Source organism: Haladaptatus salinisoli, assembly GCF_020614375.1.
Lineage (GTDB): Archaea > Halobacteriota > Halobacteria > Halobacteriales > Haladaptataceae > Haladaptatus > Haladaptatus salinisoli.
Window position 1 is genome coordinate 127,188 of record NZ_CP085330.1, and the last position, 23,806, is coordinate 150,993.

Sequence of the window (23,806 nt, forward strand, 5' to 3'; positions counted from 1 at the left end):
ACGCGATTCGAAGGTAAATCACTCGGGGCGGACTCGTCGGGGTCGCCCGGAACCGAACTCCGATTCGCCGCTCCTCGGCGAGCCGTCGCCCCGACCGCGAGAGGGGGATTTTTACCCCGCCCGCGCGACGTGACAGCCGATGCCGAACGTCTTCGCGGAACGAACCCGACGGTGCCGACGCCGACTCCGCGCTGTCGACGCGGACGCGCTCGTCCTGTTTCCGAGCACGAACCTCCTCTACCTCTCCGGATTCCGGGAGGACCCCGGCGAACGACACCTCCTCCTGTTCGTCCCGGCCGACGGCGACCCGGTGTTCGTCGTTCCGGATATGTACGGCGAGCAGATAGCCGACGAATCGCGGGTGACGGACGTGCGCACGTGGAGCGACGGCGACGACCCCCTCGAACTCGTCGCCGCCGTCGCCGACGACCTCGACCTCCGCGGCGGACACCTGCTGGTCGACGACACGATGTGGGCGCTGTTCACACAGGACCTGCGCCGCGCCCTGCCGGAGGCGACGTTCGGCCTCGCCGGCGAGGCGCTCGAACCCCTCCGGATGCGGAAGGACGAAGCGGAGGTCGAGGCGCTCCGCCGCGCCGGCGAACTCGCGGACGAGGTCTGCGTCGAGATTCGAGAGCTCGGCGAGGACGCCGTCGGGATGACCGAGCGCGAACTGGCAGGGGAGATCGAAACTCGACTCGCCGAGGGGGGCGGCGAGGAACCGGCGTTCGACACCATCGTCGGCTCCGGTCCGAACGGCGCGAAACCCCACCACGGCCACGGCGATCGGCGAATCGACTACGGCGACCCCGTCGTCCTCGACTTCGGCGCGTTCGTGGACGGCTACCCCGGCGACCAGACCCGGACCGTCGTGTTCGCCGGAACGCCGCCCGAGGAGTTCGACAGGGTTCACCGCGCCGTCCTCGAAGCGCAGCGCGCGGGCGTCGAGGCGGTCGAACCCGGCGTCACCGCCGAATCGGTCGACCGCGCCGCGCGCGAGGTCATCGAATCGTACGGGTACGGCGAGCGGTTCATCCACCGAACCGGCCACGGCGTCGGGCTGGACGTGCACGAGGGGCCGTACATCGTCTCCGGTAACGACCGCGAACTCGAACCCGGCATGGTGTTCAGCGTCGAACCCGGCGTCTACCTCCCCGGCGAGTTCGGCGTTCGAATCGAGGACCTGGTGGTCGTCACGGAGGACGGCCGCGAGCGACTGAACGATTCGCCGCGGACGTGGCGGGCGCTGTAGGTTCGACTACCGCTTCGTTCGGTGTCGTTCACCGCTATCACGACGGTTTTCGGTAAAAAAGCGTACGAGCGGACGAACGCCGTCAGCAGCCGTCCGAGTCGCTCTCGTCCGAGTCGTCCGTCGCGTCTCCGTCGCTCGATTTACCTTCGGAATCGTCGGTGCTACCCGAGTCGGAGTCGTCACCGCTTTCGGAGTCGTCGGACGTGTCTTCGTTGCTCGATTCGTCGCCGTCCGAGTCGGTGGTCGAATCGTCGTCGCTCTCGTCCGAAGTCGAATCGTCGGTGTTCTCATCCGCGCTCGATGCGACCACCGCGTCACCGTCGAGAAGTTTGACGGTGTCCGGATCGTCGTTGTTCAGTAGGTGACCCTCGTATCCGGCGTCGTAGTCCGCGTCGATTTCGGTTTGGTCGCCAGTGCCGACCGTGACGCTTTCACCCGCGCCGAGCGTCACCCCGTCGCCGAAGGTGAACCCGGTCTGACCGTCGTCGAACGAAAGCGTCAGTCCCGAGAGGTCGTAGGGTTCGTTCCCCGTGTTTTCGATGGTGACGTACTCCCCTTTTGCATTTACGTCGATGGTCAAGCCACTGCTCGCCTCTTGCGCACTCACGAGGTGGAATCCCACGGCCGATACGACCAGTATCAGTACTACGCCGATTGCCGCTTCGCGTCCCGTTCGTCTCATGTTTATTGATGCATCTGGAGAGCTATCGTTTCCGGCTATCCAGCGATACCATCGTTAGTGCTGTTCGTATTTATAAAATACTGGCTATTAAACAGATTATTCAGAATGGAAATACATCCGTTACTTGTCCGATCGAGACGAGCGGTAGTCGAACGGTGGCCGCATCCGTACTCCCGAGCGTGGCGTTCGAATCGGGAACGCGGCGGTCGTCGGGCCGGAGCGACGACTCGGTTCATCGGGTTCGAAGCGCCCACAGCGCGGCGACGCCCGCACCGAGCGCGAGCCCCGCCGCGACGAGGAACGTCGTCGACCAGCCGACGTCGAGGACGAGGACGCTCGTCACGGTTCCGCCGAAGATTCCACCCCACAGCTTCGCCGTGAGGAGCACCGCGTAGTTCTCCGACGAGTACGTTTCGCCGTAGTACTCGCCGACGAGCGCCGGCATGATGGAAAAGGAAGGGCTCCGGAAGAACATCGTGATTCCCGCGAACGCGACGAACGCCCATTCGAACGCGAGTCGCCCGGCGACGACGGTCGCGGCGAGCGAGATTCCGCAGAGCACCAGCGAGACGACCAGCGTTCGCTCGCGTCCCAACCGATCGGAGACGGTTCCGAGGGCGAGGACGCCCAGCGCCTGACCCAACGCGACGAGCGACGCCGCGGCGGTCACGGCCGTCGGCGAGAGTCCGAGTTGGTTCGCGTACGAGACCACCTTCTCGATGAGCATGAGTCCGACGCCGTTCGCGACGACGAACACGGCGTAGAGAAACCAGAACCGACGCGTCCGAATCATCGTCCGCCACGTGATAGCGGAATCGACCGCGCCGTCCGTCCGGGACGCCCGCGGTCGGTTCGGCGCGTCGGTCTCCGGGTCCCTGAGGACGACGGCGGCGACGAGCGATGAGCCGCCCGCCGCCGCGGCCAACACCAGCAACGTCGGGACGTACGCCGATTCGGCCCCCCGCCGCACGAACGGAATCAGCACGAAGCTCACCCCGCTGAACGCCATGCTCACCGCGCCCGTCGCCATCCCCCGTCGCCTATCGAACCACCGCGAGGGCGTGTTCACCGCGATATCGTACGCGATTCCGACGCCGGCACCGCCGAGGGCGAACCAGAGGTACAGCGCGGGGAGCGACGGCGCGAGGGCCGCACCGACGAATCCGGCGAGGAGCAGCGCGCTACCGACGAGGAGCGGAATTCGCGGTCCCCGACGGTCGCGTACCCATCCCCCGGGGAACGCGGCGAGCGTCTGCGCGACTATCAGTACCGAAAAGATAGTCCCGGTGGCCGTCTCGGAAGCGCCGGACCGCGCGCTAAGCGGGCCGCGGATGACCGGCCACGCGTACTGGTACGTCCCCGCCGTCCCGACGGCGACGACGACGACGGCGACGAACGTCCACCGGGAGAAACGGAGACGATCTCGAGCCATGTGTATCGCCTGCGACGTGTACTCCGTCGACGAAAATATAACGCGGGGTACGATTACCGACTCCGTCCGTTCCGAACCGCGTCGGTCAAACGATCGTTTCAACTTACCGAAGGGTTTTCACGGTGGCCGGAGACGCGGAACCATGCGCCGCCGTCGCCTCCTCGCCCTGTTCGGTTCGCTCCCGGTCGTCGGCCGTCTGGGTCGGGCGACCGGAAATCACCGGGGCGTCGCCTACGGCGACCTGTCCGCCGAGGCGCAGAAAGAGGTTCGAATCGCGTACGAGCGGGGCGAGTACACGACCTGCGGCTCGCTCGCGCTGCTGGACGAGTTCGAGAACCTCGACGACGCCGTCGTCCGGTACGACGGTCGGGCCTGCGAAGTCGTCGTCGCCGTCGGCGACCGCGGGCCGAACGCCGAGTGCGATTCCACCTCCACCCTCGAACTCGTCCCGGCCTGAGTTCTCCCCGGCTCAGAGCGGTCGTCGCGGGGTCACGACCGGCCCCTCCGGCCCGACGCCGACGGCCGCTTCGACGCCGAACACGTCGGCCAGCAGCTCCTCCGTCACGACCTCGCCCGGCGGTCCCCAGTCGTAGGGTTCGCCGTCGCGCAGGGCGACGAGATTGTCGGCGTAGCGGGCCGCCTGCGCGATGTCGTGCAGGACGATGGCGATGGTCAGCCCTCGCTCGCGCGCGAGCGTCCGGACGACCTCCAGCACGCGGAGTTGGTGGCGCAGGTCGAGGTACGTGGTCGGTTCGTCGAGCAACAGCACGTCGGTGTCCTGCGCGAGCACCATCGCTATCCACGCCAACTGTCGCTGCCCGCCGCTGAGACTGCCCATCTCCTCGTCCCGGAGGTGCGAGACACCCGCGAGTTCGAGGGCGCGCTCGACCGCCTCGTGGTCGTCCTCGGTTCTCGAATCGAAGAACCCGCGGTGCGGGTAGCGCCCGTGGTGGGTGAGCTCCTCGACGGTCAGGTTCCCGGGCGACTCGTTCTCCTGCGAGAGCAGGCCGAGTTTCCGCGCGAGGGCCTTCGTTCCGAGCGTCTGCACGTCCTCTCCGTCGAGTCGAACCGTCCCGTTCTCGGGGTCGAGTTCCCGGGAGAGCGCCTTGAGCAGGGTGCTCTTTCCGCTCCCGTTCGGCCCGACGAGGGCGGTTATCTCGCCCGCCGGGACGACGATGGACTCGCACTCGACGACCGGTTCGTCGGTGTCGGGGTAGCCGATTTCGAGCTCCTTCCCGAGCAGTTCGCTGGAGTCCACCTCCCGTTCCTTTCGTTCCCGTCCTTCCGCGTCGCGTTCGACGACGATTCCGCCGTCCGAGATTCGTTCCGTCATGGTTCTGTCTCCTCCACGTGTTTGTGAACGAGGCGTCGCCCGCGCTCCGCGCGCCGCTCCCGTTCCGCGTCGTCTATCTCCAGCGCGAGGTGTTCGCGCCGGAGTCGCTCGCGCATCCGCCGTTCGTCCGCCGCCGTCGCGTCCGAGGGGGCGCTGTCCGCGACGAGTTCGGCGATGCCGTCCTCGAACGCCGCGCCGCCGTACCGACCTTCCGGAACCGTCCAGTCGTAGTAGTAGTCGGCGATCTCCTCCCAGAGCCCCTCCTCTTCCCGGCGAACGTCGCGGACGAGCGCCAGCGCCGCCCGCGCGCCGTCGCCGGCGTTCACGATGGCCTGGTGCTCCGCCTCGTCCGCGAGCCAGCCCGTGACGTACAGGCCGTCGACCGCGGTGCGACCGTCACGGCCCGCGTCCAACTCGCCTTCGAATCCCGACAGGTACTCGTCGTCGTAGACGGAGGCGGCCACGAGCCGCCTCGTTTCGACCTCCCGCCCGTCGCGCGTCTCGACCCTGAAACCGTCGTCGGTTCGCGCCACGTCGACGACCGAATCCTCGACTATCTCGCACCCGGCCAGTTCGGCCTGTTCGCGACCGAGCGCGAGGAACGTCTCCGGGGGGACGCCGCCGGGGAAGCCGAGGAAGTTTTCGAGGTGCGCGCACTGGCGGAGCGCAGCGCACCCCCCGTCGAACACCAGCGCGTCGAGGTCGTACCGCGCGACGAATATCGCGGCGGAGAGCCCGGACGCCCCTCCGCCGACGATTACCACGTCCCGCTTCGTCGTTCGCTCCGTCATCAGAGTTCACCCAGTTTCTTTCGCTTTCGCATGAGATAGAGGAAGTACGGACCGCCGAGGAGTCCCGTCACGATTCCGACCGGAACCTGCACCGGACTCAGCGCGAGTCGCGCGCCCACGTCCGCGCCGACCACCAGCGCGGGACCGACGAACAGACAGCCGAGCACGACCTTCCGGTAGTCGCTTCCGACGACGTTCCGGACGATGTGCGGGACGATGAGGCCGACGAAACTGACGATTCCGGCGACCGAGATGGCGGCGCTCGCGGCGAGGATGGCCAGCGCCGAGAGGGCGAACCGGACGCGTTCCACCGACATCCCGAGCGAGCGGGCGGTTCGCTCGCCGAGGAGGAGGAGGTTCAACTGGCGCGACGCCAGCAGGCCGACCGGGACGACGAACAGCGTCGGGATGAGTACGATTCGCACCTGTTCCCACCCGACCCCGGTGAGCGATCCGGTCGTCCACGCGAGGGCGGTCTGCACGACGCCGATGTCCTGCGCGAAGAAGAACAGTCCACGCTGGAACGAGTAACAGATGGTGCCGACGATGAAGCCCGCCAGCACGAGCCGAATCGGACTCGTCCCGCCCTTCCACGCGATGGCGTAGACGACCAGAAACGCGGCGATGCCCCCCAACGCGGCGAACAGCGGCAGGAAGAGCGACAGTCCGCTGAAGACGACGAGGGTGAGCAACACCGCGAGGCCGGCCCCGTGGCTCACGCCGAGGATGTACGGACTCGCCAGTTCGTTTCGCGTCACGGCCTGGAAGATGGCCCCCGAGATGGCGAGGTTCGCGCCGACGAGTACGGCGACGAAGACGCGGGGGAGCCGGATGCTCCAGATGATCGTGGTCTCGTCGCTCAGGGTGACGTTCTCGGGCAGTTCGTTCCCGAACAGGAGCGCCGACAGCACCTCGGGATTCGTGACGACCTTTGGGTCGAACACCGCGTTCCACGCTTGCGCGAGCGTCGTGGAGTACGCTCCGAAGCTGACCTGCACCAACGCGCCGAGAACGACGATACAAGTACTCGCGAGTACGAGCGCCGCGAGCGACCCGTCGAACGTCTTCCTGATTCCCGTCTCGAAATCCTCCATCATGTGTCTCGTGTCGTCGCTTCGAATCCGACGCCGGAGCGTCGATTCGACTTCGCGTTACGACCCTTCGGGTTTTAGGTCGCCCTAACTCTGAATAAGAGCTTTGGTTTTGCCACCGGATTCTGGATACCTCCGCCTCGCGCGCCGTCGAAGGGAAACGCCGGTTCGTTTCGCCGCCGAGACCTCCGAACCGATATCGGCGGCGCTCGGCGGTGAACCGTCGGAGGACCGCTACCGACGCGGGCGAGATGCCTACCGTGCCCGCGCCGTTCGAGAGTCGATTCGCCGGTCGCCGACGACCGTCGTCGGTCAGAAGTTGCCCTTTACGATGTCGCCGACGCGCTTGCGGTCGAACAGCGACTTCGAGACGCCGTACACCTGCTTCGCCGCGCGCTCGGTGACGACGAGGTTCGTGATGGGGCCCTGGTAGAGCGGACCGCCGCGGTACACGTCGCCGTTCTTCACCGCCGTGAGTTTACTCCCGACGGTGTGGTTCTCCATGAACGAGACGACGGTGTTCCGGAACTCCTTTCTCGTCTGCTGTTCGTGCCCGCGAAGCAGGAGCACGTCCGGGTCGATTTCGAGCAGGGTCTCGAAGTCGACCTTCCCGCGATTGGCGTGGAAGTCCCGAACCGACGTGTTGGCGAGCGCGTCGCGGACCTTCAGGTCGCGCCACTGCTTGAAGCTCGTTCCCTTCGAGATGAGGTACGGCGAGAAGGATTCCGGCTGGTTCCCGCTCGCCCACAGGATGGCCACCTCCGGACGCTCCTGCTTTTTCGAAGGGACGATAGACTTCAGCTTCGACTGGAACTCCCCGTGCAGCGAGTCGAACGCTTCGTACCGGTCGGTGCGCTTGAAAACCTTCGCCAACTTTCCGAACGCCTCGTAGAGGGAGTAGTAGCGGTAGTTCTCGTGCCACTTGTACCCCCGCGAGAAGATGCTGTTCCCGAAGAAGGGGCCGACTCGATTGCCGACTTCGTCGACGTCGGACTGATTCCACCCCTTGAACCGGTTCATCAGGAAGTTCGGGTCGATGACGTGCACGTCCGCGCCCAGTTCGTAGAACAACTCCTTGCTGACGCCGTCCTGATAGAGGTCGGTCATCTTGCCGGCGTCGACCGAGACGCCCGGAATCTCGTCGTAGTACTGCGTGTGGTACCGGCTCGTCAGCCACACCGCTTTGGGCGGTTCGACGCCGAGCGCGACGCCCATGTCGGCCCAACTGCCGTTGTTGGCGACCCACTTCTTCGGCACGGACTCGAACTCGACCTTCCCGACCGGCTCCATCGACACCGAGTACGACCCAGATTGGGAGGTCGTACCGCCGGTTTCGCTCGTCTCGGTTCCGTCGGTGTTCGGTTTCGATCCGCCGGTCCCGCCGGTACAGCCGGCGAGCAGCGACGCACCCGCGACGCCGCACCCCGTGAGCAAGCGCCGTCGGGTGACGGTTTTCGACTCGTCTGCGACCATGTTCACGTTTTAGGCTCACCTAAAGATACGTAAATCTTCCTATTTTTCGGCGGCCCTAAAACCTCCCGGGAGACGGGTCGATAATTTTTCCGGTCATCCGAAGAACGTGACGGTCTACGTTCAAGTGGCTCCCCGTCGTACGACCGGCGGGAACGGGGAAACGAGACGATGGGGGAACAAGACGACATCGGAAAGCGACCAGCGGTGCGCTCGGCTATCGACAGGCGACTCTCGACGATGGGGCGGCGGCGGTTCGTTTCGACGCTCGCCGGGGCCGGTTTCGGCTCGATGGCCGGCCTGCTCGCGCCCGAGGACGCGCTGGCGGCGGGCCGCGACGAAGTTCCGCTCGCGTACGCACGCGTCAGCGCGCAGGACGGCGGTTCGAACGGCCTCGAATCGCGGACGACGACCGTTCCGGCGGACTGGTTCGCGGATCTGCGCGCCGCGTTCGACGCCCACCGGCGACTCGCCCCGCGCTCCCGCTCGGGCGTCGTCGGAAGCGCCGTCGTTCCGGGCGAGTTCGGCGGCCGAAACGCCGCGGTGGCAGTGGACGTGACCGACGACGAGGCCGGCGGGGCGGTTCCGGAGTCCGTGGGCGACGTGCCGGTCGAAGTGAACCGCGTCGAACCGGGGACTCCCGAATCGACCGACCGCTTTCCGGGCGCGACGGTCGCGGGAAAGCGCGTTCCGGGCGGCGTCACGTGCGCCAACCGAGACGCCGAGGGGACGCTGGCTCCCGCGATGTACGACGGCGGGACGCCGTTTTTCGCCACGTCGAACCACGTCTACGGCGGCGACGGGGAGCGATTCCGGGGCGAACCGTTCTTCCTCTTCGAGCGCGGCGCGCGGAAGATAGGCGAGGTTCGGCGGGGCTACCAACTCGACGACTTCGTTCGCATCGACCCGCTGAACGGCTTTCGACCGACCAGCGAGATTCGAGGCGCGTCGCCGTCGGCGGTCGTCGGACAGTTCACCCGCGAGGGACTAGCCGAACTCAAAGCTCGCGGCGCGAAACTGGAGAAGGTCGCGCCCAACACCGGCCACACGTCCGGCGCGATTCAGGCCGTCGACGGGATGACCTGCGCCTACGGGAAGGTGTGCAAGCGCGGTCAGCTGAAGTGGGGGTCGCAGTCGGACATGGTCGACGGCGACAGCGGGAGCGTCAACTACCGGCCCGACCCCGAGAATCCCGAATCGGGCGTCCTCGTCGGCGGGTTGAACAACGCCCGGACGTGGTGGCCCGGCGAGGATTACATCTGGGGGACGGCGGCCTATCGAATCGCGAACCGGCACGGATTCACGTTCGCGCCGCCGACCGCTGGCGCTCCGTGAACTCCACTTCGACCACCGTCCGCCCGCCGAGCCGCTTCGATATCTTTTCGGCGAGATTCCGCGACAACTGGGGATAGGACGCGTCGGCCGGCCGACTCACGAGCACGGTGACGTGTTGGCTGTCGTCCACGAGTCCCATGTCGTCGAACTCGACTTGCACCTTGACGAGTTCGAGTTCCCGATACCGATCTTGTTGGAGCACCTTCTGTACCTCCTCGTTGACCGTGTTCTCCGTCCGCATCTGTTGGGCCATCAGCCCGCCCGCCCCCACGAACGAGACGAGCAGGACGCCGACGGCGACGAGCGTCGGCGCGGCCTCGCGGAGCGTCGGTCCGCCTTCGGGGCGATAGCCGAGCGACCAGAGCGCGCTCCCGCCGGTGACGTTGATGGAGATGGCGTTCACGACCAGCAGGACGAACGCGCCGAACGAGACGACGGGCGACCCCCACGCGAGACCGATGCCGACCGCCGCCGCGGCGGGGATGAGCGCCGCCGCGATCATCACGCCGACGAGCGAGACGGGTAGGGCGGTCGCGAGGCCGAGCGCGCCCGCCGCCCCCGCGCAGAGGCCGACGACGAGCGAGAGGAAGCCCGGCGAGATGCGCTGGCTGATCTGGTTCACCGTCACCACGTCGAGGGCCGGCGGGATGAACTGCGCCGATTTCAGCGCCCATCCGAACGCAGTCGCGCCGACGATGGCGACGGCGAGACCGAGCACCTGCGAGCGCAGGCCGTCGCGTATCATGTGGCTGTCGTTCAACACGAGGCCGACGCTCGTCGTCATCGCCGAACCGACCTGCGGGGCGATGACCATCGACCCGACCACGAGGGCGGGCGAGTCGAGGAGCAGTCCCGCCGTCGCCACGATGGCCGACAGGACGGTCATCGTGTAGTAGGTGACCGGACTCGGGTTCATGCCGATAGCCTTCGTTCGAATCTCCTCGGTGGCGATGCTATCGTCCTGGTCGTTCCCCTTGACGAACCTGTTCTCGAGTTCGTCGATGTTGGGCGTCTTCGCCGTCTCCACGCTTCCGACGACGGTGTAGCTGTCGTCCAGTCCGGCCTCTCGAAGGTCGGAGAGTACGCCGTCCACGGCCTGCGTCGGCAGGGGGAACTGCACGACGGCGGAATCGCCCCCGTCGCTTTCCTCGCGCGTGAGCACGTAGTCGATGTGCTCGTCGTCGAGGACGGAGAGCACCTCGTCCCGACAGTCCCCCGGGACGAGAACTTGGATAAGACGCATGGGCGGAGACAACCGACCGCCCGTTGAAAAACGTTCCGTGCGGTTTTCGGTAACGTACCGACGAGCGACGTTCGTTTCTCGCCACGCTTTGGGCGAACGGGAATCGTTAAGAGTGGTGCGCGATAGCCGACAGGTATGAGGTTGGAGGACTACTGGGGGGTCGGGCCGAAGACGAGCGAACTGCTCGAAGCCGAACTAGGGGTCGAACGAGCGATACGGGCCATCGAGTCGAGCGACGTTCGCGCCCTGACGGACGCCGGCCTGACGCGGGGGCGAGCGACGCGCATCCTCCGACAGGCCAACGGCGGGGAGGGGATGGCGGTATTGGCGACCCGCGACACGCGCTCCGTCTACAAGACGCTGCTCGACCTCGCCAGCGACCGCGCGGTCACCCCCGACGCCGGCGACCGGATTCGCGTCATGACGCCGGTCCGCTCCCGCGCGGAGGCGGACGAACGGCTCGGCTCCGTGATGGAAGCCGTCGAGTCGTGGCGCGGCGTGGACGACGCGACCCGCGAATCCGTCCTCGCCGCCTACGAGGAGTACGACGGAAACGAACGAACCGCGGTCGAGACGGCCCTCGCGCTTCAGGCGACCGGAGCGACCGACGGCGCGTTCGCCCCCGTCGCGGACATCGACGCCGACGCGCTCGACGCCGCGGTCGGCGCGCTCGGCAAGTTGGACGGCGACCGGGTCGCGGAGGGCGCGGACGACGAACTCGACCGACTTCGGGACGCGCTTGCGGGCGTCGAACGGCTCGAAAGCGGCGCGCTCGACGTGCTCGAATCGGTGCAGTCCGGCGACGTGCGCAATCCGGAGGAGTTCCGCGAGAGCTACGTCGAGTACGTCTCCCGCGAGGCCGACGTCGAACCGCAGCGCGTCCGCGACGCGACGGTCGGGGAGGCGACGGACGCCACGGATTTCGTCGGCGGGTCGCTCCGCGAACTCGTCGCCGAACAGCGCGCCGCGGTCGAGGAGCGCGAGGAGCGGGTGGCAGAGGAGCTCGAAACCCGCATCGAGGAGGCCCGCGACGCCATCGACGCCGCCGTCTCGGCGGTGAGCGACCTCGCGGTTTCGCTGTCGCTCGCCCGCTTCGCCGACGAGTTCGACCTCGTGCGCCCCGAGTTCGTCGAGCAGGGGTTCGCGGTCGAAGGGTCGCGGAACCTCTTTCTCGCCACCGGGAGCGGGGACGTCCAGCCCGTCACCTACGGCGTCGGCGACCACGCGGTCGCGGGGCCGCCGAAGGGCGACCGCGTGACCGTCCTGACGGGGGCGAACAGCGGCGGGAAGACCACCCTGCTCGAAACGCTCTGTCAGGTCGCCCTGCTCGCCCAGATGGGCCTCCCCGTCCCCGCGGAGCGCGCGCAGGTGTCGATATCCGACGCCATCGTCTTCCACCGCAGGCACGCCAGCTTCAACGCCGGGGTGCTCGAATCCACGCTCCGGAGCATCGTCCCGCCGCTCACCGACGACGGGCGCACCCTCATGCTCGTCGACGAGTTCGAGGCCATCACGGAGCCGGGAAGCGCCGCCAACCTCCTCCACGGACTCGTCGGTCTGACGGTCGACCGCGGCGCGCTCGGCGTGTTCGTCACCCACCTCGCGGACGACCTGAATCCGCTCCCCGCTCAGGCCCGGAAGGACGGCATCTTCGCGGAAGGGCTGAACGAGGACCTCGACCTCCTCGTGGACTACCAGCCCAGATTCGAGACGGTCGGCAAGTCCACCCCCGAGTTCATCGTCTCGCGGCTCATCGCCTCCTCGAACGACCGCGCCGAACGCGCCGGATACGACGTGCTCGGCCGAGCGGTCGGCGAGGCGCTGGTGCAGGAGACGCTGGACTCGTGGGCGGAAGTCGATTAACGACCCGAGGGGGACCCGTTGCGGGTTACGGAGCCCCGCTCGGCGGCCTCACTCCTTCGGGCGTTTGAACACCAGCGCGCTCGTCTCGCTCTTCGGTCGACCGCCGAGGCTTCGGCTCGACCCCGTCAGCGACGCGGCGAGTTCCCAACCCCGTCCGCCCAGTTCGTTGAGGTCCGCCTCGGTCGGTTCGTCGCTGTTACTGAACAGTCCGTCGCTCGACAGGTCGACGATCTTGTACTCCCACTCGGTCATGCTTCGTATCGGTGCGGTTATCGGTATATGCTTTCCGCCGAACGACGCGGCAGACGATTCGACGATGTTCGTCCGCTAGTATGCTATATGATGACATATATCGATGTGCGCGTCGTCGGGGAAAGTGTAGTCACCGCGAACTCCGTCGAGGGGGCGGAGAGCGATGACGGTACCGGAGGAACGAGACAATGACGTCGGTACGCACGACGGCGGAGAGCGAGGGGGACAGCTACGAGACCATCGTTATCGGCGGCGGTCAGGCCGGACTGGTGACCGGTTACCACCTGCGAGAGCGCGGGCGCGAGTTCGTCATCCTCGACGCGGGCGAGCGAATCGGCGACGCCTGGCGAAAGCGCTGGGATTCGCTGCGTCTATTCACCCCCGCCCGGTACAGTGGACTTCCGGGGATGGCCTTCCCCGCTCCCCCGCACTCGTACCCGACCAAAGACGAGGTCGCGGACTACCTCGAAGCGTACGCGGAGCGCTTCGAGTCGCCGGTCAGATTGAATTCTCGGGTGGATCACCTCGAGAAGCGGGGGAGACGGTTCTCGGTACGAGCGGACGACCGGCGCTTCGAGGCCGAGAACGTGGTGGTTGCCATGGGATCCCACCAGGTTCCCTCGGTACCCGACTTCGCCCGGGCGGTCGATCCGGACGTCGTTCAACTGCACTCCGGCGACTACCGCAACCCCTCTCAACTGCAGGAGGGCGGCGTTCTCGTCGTGGGCGCGGGTAACTCCGGGGCCGAAATCGCCTTGGAGGCCGCGCGCGAGCACCCCACGTGGCTCTCGGGTCGGGACGTCGGCCACGTTCCGTTTCGCATCGACTCGTTCGTCGGCCGGCACCTCGGCGTCCCGTTCGTCCTCCGCGTTCTCTTCCATCGCGTGTTGACGACGGACACGCCCGTCGGCCGGAGGATGCGACCGAAAATGCTCTCCCAAGGCGGCCCCTTGGTTCGGGTCAAACCCGCGGAGTTAGCGGCCGCGGGGATAGATCGGATTCCGAGGATAGACGGAGTGCGGGACGGACTGCCCGTGACGGAAGACGGGCGGGTCGTGGAGGTGGCGAACGTCGTCTGGTGCACGGGGTTCCGCCCCGACTTTTCCTGGATCGACATCCCGGTCTTCGGGGGGGACGAACCGGTCGAACCGAGACACGAGCGCGGCGTCGTCGCCGACGAACCGGGGTTGTACTTCGTCGGATTGTTCTTCCTCTACGCGGCATCGTCGGAGATCCTTCCGGGCGTCGGGCGGGACGCGAAACACGTGGTCGAGCACCTTGCGGCCCGGACGAACTGAGTTCCGCGTTCGTCTCCTCGACGATGGACCGACTCACTCCCGCTCTCGAAGTCGCTCGCGTTCGCGCTCGCTGAACCGGTCTTCGACGTCCTCCACGGTCTCCGTTTCGAGGAGGCGTTCCAACTTCCGTTCGAACTGCTCGTCCGTGAGTTCCCCCCGCGCGTACCGGTCTCTGAGCGTTTCGAGGGCGTCCCGGTTGTTCGGTTCGCTCGTCTCGTTCGTCGCCTCCTTCTCGCCGAGTCCGCCGAAGCCGTGCCACCAGTCCTCGTCGGTCCAGTCGTTCCACCACTCCTCGCGGTCGTCCTCGTCGCCGAACAGCAGGGCGACGAGGGGAATCACGACGACGTAGCCGATGAGGAGCGCCGCGAGCCACCAGCTCTGGCCGGTGAAGAGGGCGGCGAGCCAGAACCCCGTGACGAGTACCGACGCGATTTCGGTCGCGTTCTCGGCGAGGCGTTCACGGGGCGTTTCGCTCATGGTCGTTGGTTTGACCGCTATCGCTTATAAACGGTCACCTTTCGTACCCGGACGTTTCGAATCCGGTAACCGTTCGCCGGAGAGGGCGCGACCGTTCCTTTTCGCCCGAAGAAATCGAATAGGGTGCTGCAATCGTGGTCGGGCGCGGTGGACGTACAGGTGCGGGAGTGGGTCGCGCGAAAAGCGATCGTTTTTCGCGTTTCGCGTGGCAACGACGCTGACGCTCTTCGCTTTGCGTTCTCTTCCCGCGTTCCCGCCTCTCCGCCCCGATTTGCCGCGTAACGTTCTCTACGGCGTCTCCGGGTTGGTGCTGATTCCGACGTCCTGCTTCGGCTGGAAAGACCGGCGCACCGGCGACTCGTAATCGTCGGCTGCGTCCCGTTCGCTCGCGATTCCTCGTCGGAAATTGCGGTATCGCGTGGCGGAGCATAGATTTAATCCTCGAGAAACCATTGCCGATATCGTGTCTCTCAGGTCTTCGTTTTTCGTCTGGATGATCGTCTTGGGAGTCGTTCTCGCCGGCTGTTCGTCTCTGGGCCCCGATTCGACGCGAACCGCGGGGACGACATCGCCGAGCGAAGGCGAAGGGGCGACCGGGGAGCGGTGGACGGTCACGATCACCGAAATCGTCGACGGCGACACCGTGAAGTTCCGCTATCGGAACGGAACCAGCGACACCGGACGACTGCTCGGCGTCGATACGCCCGAGGTTCACACCTCCAACGACCCGGCGGAGTTCGAGGGCGTTCCGACCAACGACGCAGGAGCCAGTTGTCTCCGCGATTGGGGGCACAAGGCGAGCGAGTTCGCGCGGGCGGAACTCGCGGGCGAGCGGGTGGCCATCGCCCTCGACGCGAACGAAGGACCGCGGGATAGGTATGACCGCTTGCTGATTTACGTCCGCGACGACGGGAAGCTGTTCAACTACCGATTAGTCTCGCAGGGGTACGCGCGGGTGTACGACAGCGAGTTCACGAAGCGCGACCGATTCTACTCCGCCGAGTCCACCGCGCAGCGGAACGGCGTCGGTCTGTGGGAGTGCCGGAACGCCCGGGGGACGACCCAACCGTCGCCGGGCGGCGGCGGTGACGGGAACGGTGATGGTGGCGAGGGCGACGGGAACGGCCAACTCGCCGTCGCTCGGATTCACGCGGACGCCGACGGTAACGACCACGACAACCTGAACGGCGAGTACGTCGTCTTCGAAAACACCGGCGATTCTGAGCTCGACCTCTCGGGGTGGACGATTTCGGACGCGGCCGACCGCACCTACCGCGTTCCGTCGGGAGCGACCCTCGCGCCCGGCGAAACGGTGACCCTCTACACCGGCGGCGGGTCGGACTCCGAGTCGGAACTGTACTGGGGGTCGGAAAGCGCCGTCTGGAACAACGGCGGCGATACGATCATCGTCACGAACGCCGACGGGACGGTCGTCCTGCGGAAGGAGTACTCGGGTTAATTCGGGTCGTCGTTTTCTCGTCCCGGGTAGCGAACGGGACGCGCCGGCAGTTCGACGGGACCGCCGTGCGCTTCGCTCTCGCCGTCCGCGCCGGGAGTCGGTCCGCCCTCTCCCGGAGTCCGTCCCTCGAATCGTCCGTCGTCCCGGCCGACGCGGAATCGACGCGTAACCGCGACCGATGCGAAGCGAACGCGGCGGACTGCCCGTTTCCGGACGTTTACCTACTTGGATGCGGTTGAGTCGCACATGGAGTACAGAAACCTCGGCTCCACCGGCACGAAAGTTTCCGAACTGTGTTTCGGCACGTGGCGATTCGCCAAAGAGTCGAACGGCACCGTCGAGACCGACAGGAGCACGGCCCACGACCTGCTCGACGCGGCGTGGGAGCACGGCATCAACTTCATCGACACCGCGAACGTCTACGGCGATCCGAACGGCACCAGCGAGGAGTGGATCGGCGACTGGCTGGCGGGCCACGACCGGGAGGACTTCGTCATCGCCTCGAAGGTGTACTTCCCCTTCGACCGCGAAAATCCGAACGGTCGCGGCCTCTCGCGCAAGCACATCCGAAAACAGATTCGGGGCACGCTCGACCGCCTCGGCACCGATTACATCGACCTGTACTACATCCACCGCTGGGACGAGACGACGCCCGTCGAGGAGACGCTCTCGACGCTGACCGACCTCGTCCGCGAGGGGACGGTGAACTACCTCGGCGCGAGTTCGATGGCGGCGTGGCGGTTGACCAAGGCGCTCTGGAAGAGCGACGCGAACGACTTCGAGCGATTCGAGGTCACCCAGCCGATGTATCACGCGGCGGCGGGCGAGGAGGTGCGGGACTACCTCGACGTGTGCGCCGACCAGAACCTCGGCGTCTGCCCCTACTCGCCGCTGGCGGGCGGCTTCCTGACCGGGAAGTACGAGCGCGAAGGGGACTCCCCGGAGGGGTCGCGCGCCGACCTCACGGACTCGTTCGAGGAGTACTACGTCTCCGAGGAGGGCTGGCAGGTGCTGGACGAGATTCGGTCGGTCGCGGACGAACTCGACGCGACGCCCGCGCAGGTCGCGCTCCGGTGGCTGATTCAACAACCGGACTTCGCCTGCACACCCATCGTCGGCGCGCGGACGGTCGAACAGTTGGAGGAGAACGTCGGAGCCGCCGAAATCGAACTCTCCGGCGACCAGTTCGACCGCATCGCGGACGCGAACTAACGTCGAACCGTCCGCCGGAGGGGTTGGGAAAACATAATAATTCCCCGTGTTGTCTGTGGTGCGAGGTGCGGCGGGGTGGGGAAAGAGAACCGGCGCACCGACAGGGGAACCAATGACACAAACCTACGTCGGCGCGATAGACCAGGGGACGACCGGTACCCGGTTCATGCTGTTCGACCACGGGGGGCAGGTCGTCGCCAGCGCCTACGAGAAGCACGAACAGATCTACCCGGAACCGGGGTGGGTGGAACACGACCCCCTCGAAATCTGGGAGAAAACACAGCAGGTCGTCGGGGCGGCGCTCGACGACGCGGGGATCGACGCCGAGCAACTGGAGGCGCTCGGCATCACAAACCAGCGCGAGACGACCCTGCTCTGGGATAGGGACTCCGGCAAGCCGGTGCACAACGCCATCGTCTGGCAGGACCGCCGGACGACCGACCGCATCGAGCGATTGGAGGACGAGGGGAAGGTCGAGGAGATTCGGTCGAAGACGGGGCTCGAACCGGACGCGTACTTCTCGGCGACGAAGGCCGAGTGGCTGCTCGACAACGCCGACCCCATCAAAACTCAGCGCGCTCGCCCCGCAGATTTGCGCGACCGGGCGGAAGACGGCGAAGTCCTCTTCGGCACGGTCGACTCGTGGCTCGTCTACAACCTCACCGGCGAGCACATCACGGACGTGACGAACGCTTCCCGGACGATGCTGTTCGATATCCACGAGATGGAGTGGGACGACGACCTCTGCGCGGAATTCGGCGTTCCGCGGGCGATGCTTCCGGAAGTGCGGCCGTCGAGCGACGACGAGACCTACGGTTCGACCGATCCCGACGGTTTCCTCGGCGCTGAAATTCCGGTCGCCGGGGCGTTCGGCGACCAGCAAGCCGCCCTGTTCGGCCAGACTTGCTTCGACGAGGGCGACGCGAAAAACACCTACGGAACCGGGAGCTTCTTCCTGCTCAACACGGGCGAGGAAGCGGTCGAAAGTAGCCACGGTCTGCTGACGACGGTGGGGTTCCAGCGCTCGGGCGAACCGGTCCAGTACGCCCTCGAGGGAGCCATCTTCATCACGGGCGCGGCCATCGAGTGGCTCGTCGATATGGAGTTCATCGACGACGCGGCGGAGACGGAGTCGATGGCCAGAAGCGTCGATTCGACGGACGGCGTCTACGTCGTGCCCGCGTTCACGGGGCTCGGTGCGCCCCACTGGAACCAGCGCGCTCGCGGAACCGTCGTCGGTCTGACCCGCGGCACGCGGAAGGAGCACGTCGTGCGGGCGACGCTCGAATCCATCGCCTACCAGACGCGCGACGTGGCCGAGGCGATGGAGGCCGACAGCGGCATCGAGGTCGAATCGCTCCGCGTGGACGGCGGGGCGGTGAAGAACAACTTCCTCTGCCAACTCCAAGCCGACATCCTCGGCGCAGATATCGTCCGTCCCGTCGTCGACGAGACGACCGCGCTCGGGTCGGCGTACGCCGCCGGTCTGGCGGTCGGCTACTGGGAGACCGTCGACGAACTGCGGGACAACTGGCAGGTGGATCGCGAGTTCGAGACCGAGATGGGGAGCGAGGAGGCCGACCGAAAGCACGACCGCTGGCAGGACGCGGTCGAGCGCTCCCTCGACTGGGCGCGGGAGGGAGGTGGATGAGATGGCCGAAGAGTACTGGGGCGCGAGGTACGTCAACGAACTGGTCGGCACGTTCATCCTCATCCTGCTGGGCGACGGCGCGGTCGTCGTCTCGGTGCTGACCGGCGGGTTCGACCTGTTCGGCGTGGCCGTCCTGTGGGGATTCGCCGTGATGTTCGCGGTCTACTGGGTCGGCGGCGTCTCGGAGGGACACATCAACCCGGCGGTGACGATAGCGAACGCGGTCTGGCGGGATTTCCCGTGGAAACACGTCCCGGGCTACGTCGTCGCGCAGATCGTCGGGGCGTTTCTGGCCGCCGCGACGCTGCTCGTCACGTGGTCGGGCTACTACCGGCAGTTCAGTCAGGCGAACAACGTGGTTCGGGGCCAACCGGGGAGTTCCATCACGGGCATGACGCTCTGGACGTTCTTCCCGAACCCCGTGTTCGCGGGCGTGAAGGTCGGGGATTTCAACTCGCTCCAGGAGGCGGCGTTCCTCGTCTCGTTCCCGCAGGCGTTCTTCAGCGAGGTGGTCATCACGGCCATCCTCGTCGCCGTCATCTTCGCGCTCGTCGACGACTGGAATCCGGTGGGAACGCGGACGACGCCGGGCGTCGCGGCGTTCCTCATCGGCCTGCTCGTAGCCGCGCTCGTCCAGTACGAGGCCCCGGTCAGCATGGCGGCGCTGAACCCCGCCCGCGACCTCGGCCCGCGAATCCTCGGCTACTTCGCCGGGTGGGGGGAGATAGCGTTCCCCGGCCCGCGCGGGGGCTGGTGGCTCCCCGCCACCTCGACCACGGTCGGCGGTATCGTCGGGGGCGGACTGTACGACTTCCTGACGCGGCGGTACGTCAAGCGACTCGAAGAGGAGGACATCGAACCCGAGGAACCCAGCGTTCACGAGGACGAAGGGCCGGAACCCGAGGAAGCGAGGGTTCGCGGTGGGGAAGGAGGAGGAGCCGAGGAACCGCGCGTTCACGAGGACGATGACAGCGAACGTCCGACGAGGGGGAGCTAACAATCACCGTGACCGACGCTGACGACTCGGCGCACTCGCTGGGCGACTACCTCCGACTCGTGTTCCTCGACCCGGTGACGCTCGCGGGACTGGTCGTCCTCCTCGCCGGTATCGCGCTCGTCGTCGTTTCGGACCCGAGCGCGCGGGTTCGGACGCCGGTGCTCGGCGGGTCGCTCATGCTGGTCGGAACGGTGCTGTTCGCCCTCGGATACACGCGGGCGCAGTGGGGGTTGAGACGATGGGGGCGATAGCATGAAGCGGGTCGCTCGCTAATCCAAAACAGTGAGCCAGATAGAGCGCACCGTGACCATCGTTCCGGAGGCCGGACTCCACGCCCGACCGGCATCTCGATTCGTCGCCGCGGCGAACGAGTTCGACGCCGACCTCTCGGTCGCCAAGGACGAGGACGAGCCAGTGAACGCTCGAAGTATGCTTTCGGTTACCGCCCTCGACGCCAGACAGGGGGACGAAGTCCGTCTCGTCGCGGAGGGCGACGACGCCGAGGCCGCACTCGACGCCCTTGAGCGAGTGCTGACGACCCCGGAGGGCGAGGACGAATCGTGACCCTCGAACTCTCGGGGGTCGGCGCGACCCCCCGCGCCGGTATCGGCACCGTCGTCTGGCATCGCGGAACGACCGACCTACCCGAACCGCCGGACCCGAAAACGGTCGACGTCGACGAGCAACTGGCGGCGTTCGAGGCGGCCCGCGAGCGGGCCCGCGAGCAGTTGGCCGACGAGCGCGAGCGAGCGCGCGAGCGCGTCGGCGACGACGAAGCCGAAATCTTCGACGCCCACCGGGCGTTCGTGGACGACCCGGAGATTACGGGCGGCGTCGAAGCCGCCATCGAAAACGGACTGCCCGCCCCGCACGCGGTTCGGCAGGCGTTCGAAGACCCCATCGCTCGGCTCGAAGGACTGGAGGGTTCGACGGCGGAGCGCGCGGACGACCTCAGGGACGTGCGCGATAGACTCCTCCGAATCCTGACCGGCGGCGACCGCACCGACCTCGGCGACCTGCCCGAGGGTTCGATACTCCTCGCGGAGCGCCTCGCGCCGAGCGACACGGCGCGACTGGACCCAGACGCGGTCGCCGGGTTCGCCACCGTCTTCGGCGGTCGAACCTCGCACGCCGCCATCTTCGCTCGATCGCTCGGGATTCCCGCGGTCGTCGGCGTCGGCGACGAACTCGCGCAGGTCGGCGAGGGGCGGGAGGTGCTGGTGGACGGCGACGACGGCGTCGTCGTCGTCGACCCCGACGACGCCGCCCGCGAACGCCTCGGGGGTGCCGCCACCGCCGTCACCCGCGACCGCGTCGCGACGACGGACGGTCGCGCCGTCGAGGTCGCGGCGAACGTCGGCACGCTCGCCGAACTCGACGGCGCGGTCGAGCAGGGGGCCGACGGAATCGGACTCTTCCGAACCGAGTTCCTCTTTCTCGACCGCGACTCGCCGCCGGACGAGGACGAACAGTACGACGCCTACGTCGAGGCCGCGTCCGCGTTTCCGGGCGACAGGGTCGTCGTCCGAACGCTCGACGTGGGCGGCGACAAGCCGATACCGTACGTCGACGCCCCGGGGGAGACGAACCCCTTCCTCGGCGAGCGCGGGATTCGGCGCTCGCTCGGTCCCGACGCCGACCTGTTCGAGACGCAGTTGCGCGCCCTGCTCCGGGCGGCGGCGGCGGTCGACGAACTCTCCGTGATGTTCCCCCTCGTCGCTCGGGTGGAGGAACTCGACGCCGCGCTCTCGCGGGTCGAAGCGGTCGCCGAAGAACTGGCTGACGAAGGGGTGGACCGCGCGATTCCGGAACTCGGCGTGATGATAGAGACGCCGGGGTCGGCGTTCGTGGCGGAGGAACTGGCGGCGCGCGCGGAGTTCCTCAGCATCGGCACCAACGACCTCGCGCAGTACGTGATGGCCGCCTCCCGGGAGAACGCTCGCGTCGCCGACCTCCACGACCCGCTTCACCCGCCCGTTCTGCGGGCGATTCGTCGGACGGTCGAGGCGGGTCACGAGGGGGACGCGTGGGTCGGAATGTGCGGCGAGATGGCGGGCGACCCCGACCTGACGGAACTGCTGGTCGGCCTCGGGTTGGACGAGTTGAGCATGAGCGCGGTCACGGTCCCGGACGTGAAAGCGCGGGTCGCGGAGTGCGACGCCGAGAACGCCCGAGAACTCGCGGAGCGCGCCCTCTCGGCGACGACGCGGGACGAAGTGCTGTCGATACTGGAGGAGTAAGGTCGGTTCCGATTCGGTTTCGGAACCGCGACGGAACCGACGCTACAGCTTCGAGATGTCCGCCGCCTCCTCCGCCGCTTCCACCACCGATTCCATCGAGGCTTTCGGACTGGTCGCGGCGACCGCCGCGTTGACCGCGCCTTCGAGAACCGGGGCGTCCGCGATTTTCGCGTCCGCGTCGGACTCCTCGATGGCGATTTCGGCGTTCATCACCGCGCTCCCGAGGTCGACCAGCACGACGACGCCGTCCTCGTCGGCGAGCGAATCGAGCGCCTCCCGAATCGCCGGGGCGCTCGTTCCGATGCCGCCGTCGGGGTCGCCGCCCACCGCCTCGATGGACGTCTCGTCCGCCATCTCGGCGGCGACCTCGCGGATTCCCTCGGCGGCCCGCCCGCTGTGCGAGACGACGACGAGTCCGACCATTCAGGCCTCCTCGTCCGCGGTCGGTTCTTCGTCGGGCACGCTCGGCGAAGTCGAGTCGGCTTCGAGGTCGCCGTCGCCGAGGTACTCGACCGCCGTCTCCCGAATCGCTTCGAGGATGAACAGGGTGCTCGTCGCGCCGGGGTCCTGGTGGCCGACCGACCGCCAGCCGAGGTACGAGGCCCGCCCCTTCGTCGCCCTGATGGGCGTCGTGAAGTCCACGCCGCGCTCGCAGGCGTCCACCGCCTTCGTCAGGGCTTCGACCGGCGGGAGGTCGTCCTGTTCGACGGACTTCTTGTAGGTGTGGACGGCGGGCGTCAGGGCGTCGACCATCGTCTTCGCGCCGACCTCCGCGCCCCCGCGGTCTTTCACCTTCTCCAGGAACGCCTCGGCGAACGCCACGGTCGACTCCGCCGTGAGGCCGTCTTCGAGTTCCGCGCTGGCGGTCATGAACGACCCGCCGTAGAGCGGTCCGGCGGCCCCGCCGACCTCGGAGACGAGCGTCACGCCGACCGTCTTGACGAGTTCGTCGGGGCTCGCGTCGTCCATCTCCGCCGTCTTCTCGCGGGCCGCCCGAAACCCTCGGTTCATGTTCGACCCGTGGTCGGCGTCGCCGATGGCCGAGTCGAGGTCGGTCAGGTGCTCCTTCTCGTCGGTCAGTCGCTCCGAGACGCGCTCGATGGCCGCGATAACCGCCTCCCGTTCGATGTCTGTTGCTCCCATCTGTGTGCAGGTAGCACGCTACGAGGTGGGGTAAACTCTTTCCCTTCGGTCGTTCCTCGCCCCGGGCGGTTGGTTTTCGTCGGACGGGTGTCCGAGGGCGATTCACCGTCTTCGCGGCGGTCGAGGAGCTTCTCCGCGACGGCACGCAGTTCGTCTGCATCGCGCCACTCGAGACGCCGTTCGCCAGTCGACAGCGTCTCGACGTGAGAGACGGCCGTCCCGTTTCGTAGCGCTCGCGTTCCGTAACCTCGTCCGCGTACCGTCGTTTCGGCACTCAGACCCTCTCCCGGTACGACGGTGGAAGAGCAACCCGAGTTCCCGGACGTGACCCCCACCATCGACGTCTTCGATCACGCCGACGGTGTGCGTCGCGCGCCCGCAGAGGATGTCGAATCGCCTATCAAGGGGCAACCGTGGCCTCACCGTAGAGGGGGATCGTGATGAGCAACAGCGCGACCGCACCGAGGGAGAGGGCAACCGTGACTCCCGGCCGTCCACTTTCGGGGTTCGAAGCGACGACGTATCCCGCGAGCACGAGGAGGGTGTCGGACCATCGTTTAGCGCTCGCGTCGCTACAGACCACCT

Annotated in this window: 24 protein-coding genes; 12 read left to right on the plus strand and 12 right to left on the minus strand. The window is 67.1% G+C overall.

Annotation, left to right across the window (positions count from 1 at the left end; genetic code table 11):
* Positions 1-139: 139 nt before the first annotated feature.
* Positions 140-1,252 carry a M24 family metallopeptidase gene (locus LIX00_RS21120; protein ID WP_227357015.1) on the plus strand — a complete coding sequence of 371 codons (1,113 nt, stop codon included), beginning with the start codon at positions 140-142 and terminating at the stop codon, positions 1,250-1,252.
* 82 nt (positions 1,253-1,334) lie between these two features.
* Here LIX00_RS21120 and LIX00_RS21125 read toward each other — a convergent pair whose 3' ends face one another.
* On the minus strand, positions 1,335-1,859 hold the full coding sequence (locus LIX00_RS21125; protein ID WP_227357016.1) for a lamin tail domain-containing protein: 525 nt from the start codon (positions 1,857-1,859) through the stop codon (positions 1,335-1,337).
* Between the two features lie 307 nt (positions 1,860-2,166).
* Positions 2,167-3,366 (minus strand): OFA family MFS transporter, encoded by a 1,200-nt coding sequence (locus tag LIX00_RS21130; protein WP_227357017.1) that lies wholly within the window; start codon positions 3,364-3,366, stop codon positions 2,167-2,169.
* Positions 3,367-3,508: 142 nt separating this feature from the next.
* Between LIX00_RS21130 and LIX00_RS21135 the strand changes: the two genes are divergently transcribed.
* Entirely contained in the window at positions 3,509-3,823 is a 315-nt protein-coding gene (locus LIX00_RS21135; RefSeq protein ID WP_227357018.1) for a DUF7979 domain-containing protein, read from the plus strand.
* 12 nt (positions 3,824-3,835) lie between these two features.
* Here LIX00_RS21135 and LIX00_RS21140 read toward each other — a convergent pair whose 3' ends face one another.
* The 4 genes from LIX00_RS21140 to LIX00_RS21155 form a co-directional block, all read right to left on the minus strand.
* Positions 3,836-4,699 carry an ABC transporter ATP-binding protein gene (locus tag LIX00_RS21140; RefSeq protein ID WP_227357019.1) on the minus strand — a complete coding sequence of 288 codons (864 nt, stop codon included), beginning with the start codon at positions 4,697-4,699 and terminating at the stop codon, positions 3,836-3,838.
* Entirely contained in the window at positions 4,696-5,490 is a 795-nt protein-coding gene (locus LIX00_RS21145) for an NAD(P)/FAD-dependent oxidoreductase (protein ID WP_227357020.1), read from the minus strand. The genes LIX00_RS21140 and LIX00_RS21145 overlap by 4 nt, the downstream gene beginning before the upstream one ends.
* Positions 5,490-6,587: a FecCD family ABC transporter permease gene (locus tag LIX00_RS21150; RefSeq protein WP_227357021.1), complete on the minus strand. Its 1,098-nt coding sequence runs from the start codon at positions 6,585-6,587 to the stop codon at positions 5,490-5,492. Before LIX00_RS21150 ends, LIX00_RS21145 begins: the two co-directional genes overlap by 1 nt.
* Positions 6,588-6,893: 306 nt before the next feature.
* The gene (locus tag LIX00_RS21155) at positions 6,894-8,054 is read right to left on the minus strand and encodes an ABC transporter substrate-binding protein (protein WP_227357022.1); all 1,161 of its coding nucleotides are present in this window, start codon (positions 8,052-8,054) and stop codon (positions 6,894-6,896) included.
* 168 nt (positions 8,055-8,222) lie between these two features.
* Here LIX00_RS21155 and LIX00_RS21160 point away from each other — a divergent pair, with 168 nt between their 5' ends.
* Positions 8,223-9,386, plus strand: a complete 1,164-nt coding sequence (locus LIX00_RS21160; protein ID WP_227357023.1) for a hypothetical protein — start codon at positions 8,223-8,225, stop codon at positions 9,384-9,386.
* Here the strand turns inward: LIX00_RS21160 and LIX00_RS21165 are convergent.
* Positions 9,352-10,629 carry a TIGR00341 family protein gene (locus LIX00_RS21165; protein ID WP_227357024.1) on the minus strand — a complete coding sequence of 426 codons (1,278 nt, stop codon included), beginning with the start codon at positions 10,627-10,629 and terminating at the stop codon, positions 9,352-9,354. The genes LIX00_RS21160 and LIX00_RS21165 overlap by 35 nt on opposite strands.
* Before the next feature lie 135 nt (positions 10,630-10,764).
* Here LIX00_RS21165 and LIX00_RS21170 point away from each other — a divergent pair, with 135 nt between their 5' ends.
* Positions 10,765-12,492 carry a MutS-related protein gene (locus LIX00_RS21170; protein WP_227357025.1) on the plus strand — a complete coding sequence of 576 codons (1,728 nt, stop codon included), beginning with the start codon at positions 10,765-10,767 and terminating at the stop codon, positions 12,490-12,492.
* 48 nt (positions 12,493-12,540) lie between these two features.
* On the opposite strand, the gene LIX00_RS21175 is transcribed toward LIX00_RS21170, so the two are convergent.
* Entirely contained in the window at positions 12,541-12,744 is a 204-nt protein-coding gene (locus LIX00_RS21175; RefSeq protein WP_368410780.1) for a DUF4177 domain-containing protein, read from the minus strand.
* 188 nt (positions 12,745-12,932) lie between these two features.
* Here LIX00_RS21175 and LIX00_RS21180 point away from each other — a divergent pair, with 188 nt between their 5' ends.
* Entirely contained in the window at positions 12,933-14,042 is a 1,110-nt protein-coding gene (locus LIX00_RS21180) for a flavin-containing monooxygenase (RefSeq protein WP_227357026.1), read from the plus strand.
* 33 nt (positions 14,043-14,075) lie between these two features.
* On the opposite strand, the gene LIX00_RS21185 is transcribed toward LIX00_RS21180, so the two are convergent.
* On the minus strand, positions 14,076-14,519 hold the full coding sequence (locus tag LIX00_RS21185; RefSeq protein ID WP_227357027.1) for an SHOCT domain-containing protein: 444 nt from the start codon (positions 14,517-14,519) through the stop codon (positions 14,076-14,078).
* A 493-nt stretch (positions 14,520-15,012) separates the two neighbouring features.
* Between LIX00_RS21185 and LIX00_RS21190 the strand changes: the two genes are divergently transcribed.
* From LIX00_RS21190 to ptsP, 7 genes are all read left to right on the plus strand, one after another.
* Positions 15,013-15,978 (plus strand): lamin tail domain-containing protein, encoded by a 966-nt coding sequence (locus LIX00_RS21190; protein WP_227357164.1) that lies wholly within the window; start codon positions 15,013-15,015, stop codon positions 15,976-15,978.
* Positions 15,979-16,224: 246 nt separating this feature from the next.
* Positions 16,225-17,190, plus strand: a complete 966-nt coding sequence (locus LIX00_RS21195; protein WP_227357028.1) for an aldo/keto reductase — start codon at positions 16,225-16,227, stop codon at positions 17,188-17,190.
* 112 nt (positions 17,191-17,302) lie between these two features.
* Entirely contained in the window at positions 17,303-18,841 is a 1,539-nt protein-coding gene (glpK, locus tag LIX00_RS21200; RefSeq protein WP_227357029.1) for a glycerol kinase GlpK, read from the plus strand.
* Between the two features lies 1 nt (position 18,842).
* The gene (locus tag LIX00_RS21205) at positions 18,843-19,838 is read left to right on the plus strand and encodes an MIP/aquaporin family protein (protein WP_227357030.1); all 996 of its coding nucleotides are present in this window, start codon (positions 18,843-18,845) and stop codon (positions 19,836-19,838) included.
* An 8-nt stretch (positions 19,839-19,846) separates the two neighbouring features.
* Complete coding sequence (locus tag LIX00_RS21210) at positions 19,847-20,089, plus strand: hypothetical protein (RefSeq protein WP_227357031.1); 243 nt, start codon at positions 19,847-19,849, stop codon at positions 20,087-20,089.
* Positions 20,090-20,129: 40 nt separating this feature from the next.
* Positions 20,130-20,402, plus strand: coding sequence for an HPr family phosphocarrier protein (locus LIX00_RS21215; protein ID WP_227357165.1), 273 nt, complete (start codon positions 20,130-20,132; stop codon positions 20,400-20,402).
* Positions 20,396-22,078, plus strand: coding sequence for a phosphoenolpyruvate--protein phosphotransferase (gene ptsP / locus LIX00_RS21220; RefSeq protein ID WP_438267115.1), 1,683 nt, complete (start codon positions 20,396-20,398; stop codon positions 22,076-22,078). Before LIX00_RS21215 ends, ptsP begins: the two co-directional genes overlap by 7 nt.
* A gap of 42 nt (positions 22,079-22,120) precedes the next feature.
* Here ptsP and dhaM read toward each other — a convergent pair whose 3' ends face one another.
* From dhaM to LIX00_RS21235, 3 genes are all read right to left on the minus strand, one after another.
* Positions 22,121-22,501, minus strand: a complete 381-nt coding sequence (gene dhaM, locus LIX00_RS21225) for a dihydroxyacetone kinase phosphoryl donor subunit DhaM (RefSeq protein WP_227357033.1) — start codon at positions 22,499-22,501, stop codon at positions 22,121-22,123.
* Entirely contained in the window at positions 22,502-23,221 is a 720-nt protein-coding gene (dhaL, locus tag LIX00_RS21230; protein WP_227357034.1) for a dihydroxyacetone kinase subunit DhaL, read from the minus strand.
* Positions 23,222-23,621: 400 nt separating this feature from the next.
* Positions 23,622-23,804, minus strand: a complete 183-nt coding sequence (locus tag LIX00_RS21235) for a hypothetical protein (protein WP_227357035.1) — start codon at positions 23,802-23,804, stop codon at positions 23,622-23,624.
* Positions 23,805-23,806: the final 2 nt, after the last annotated feature.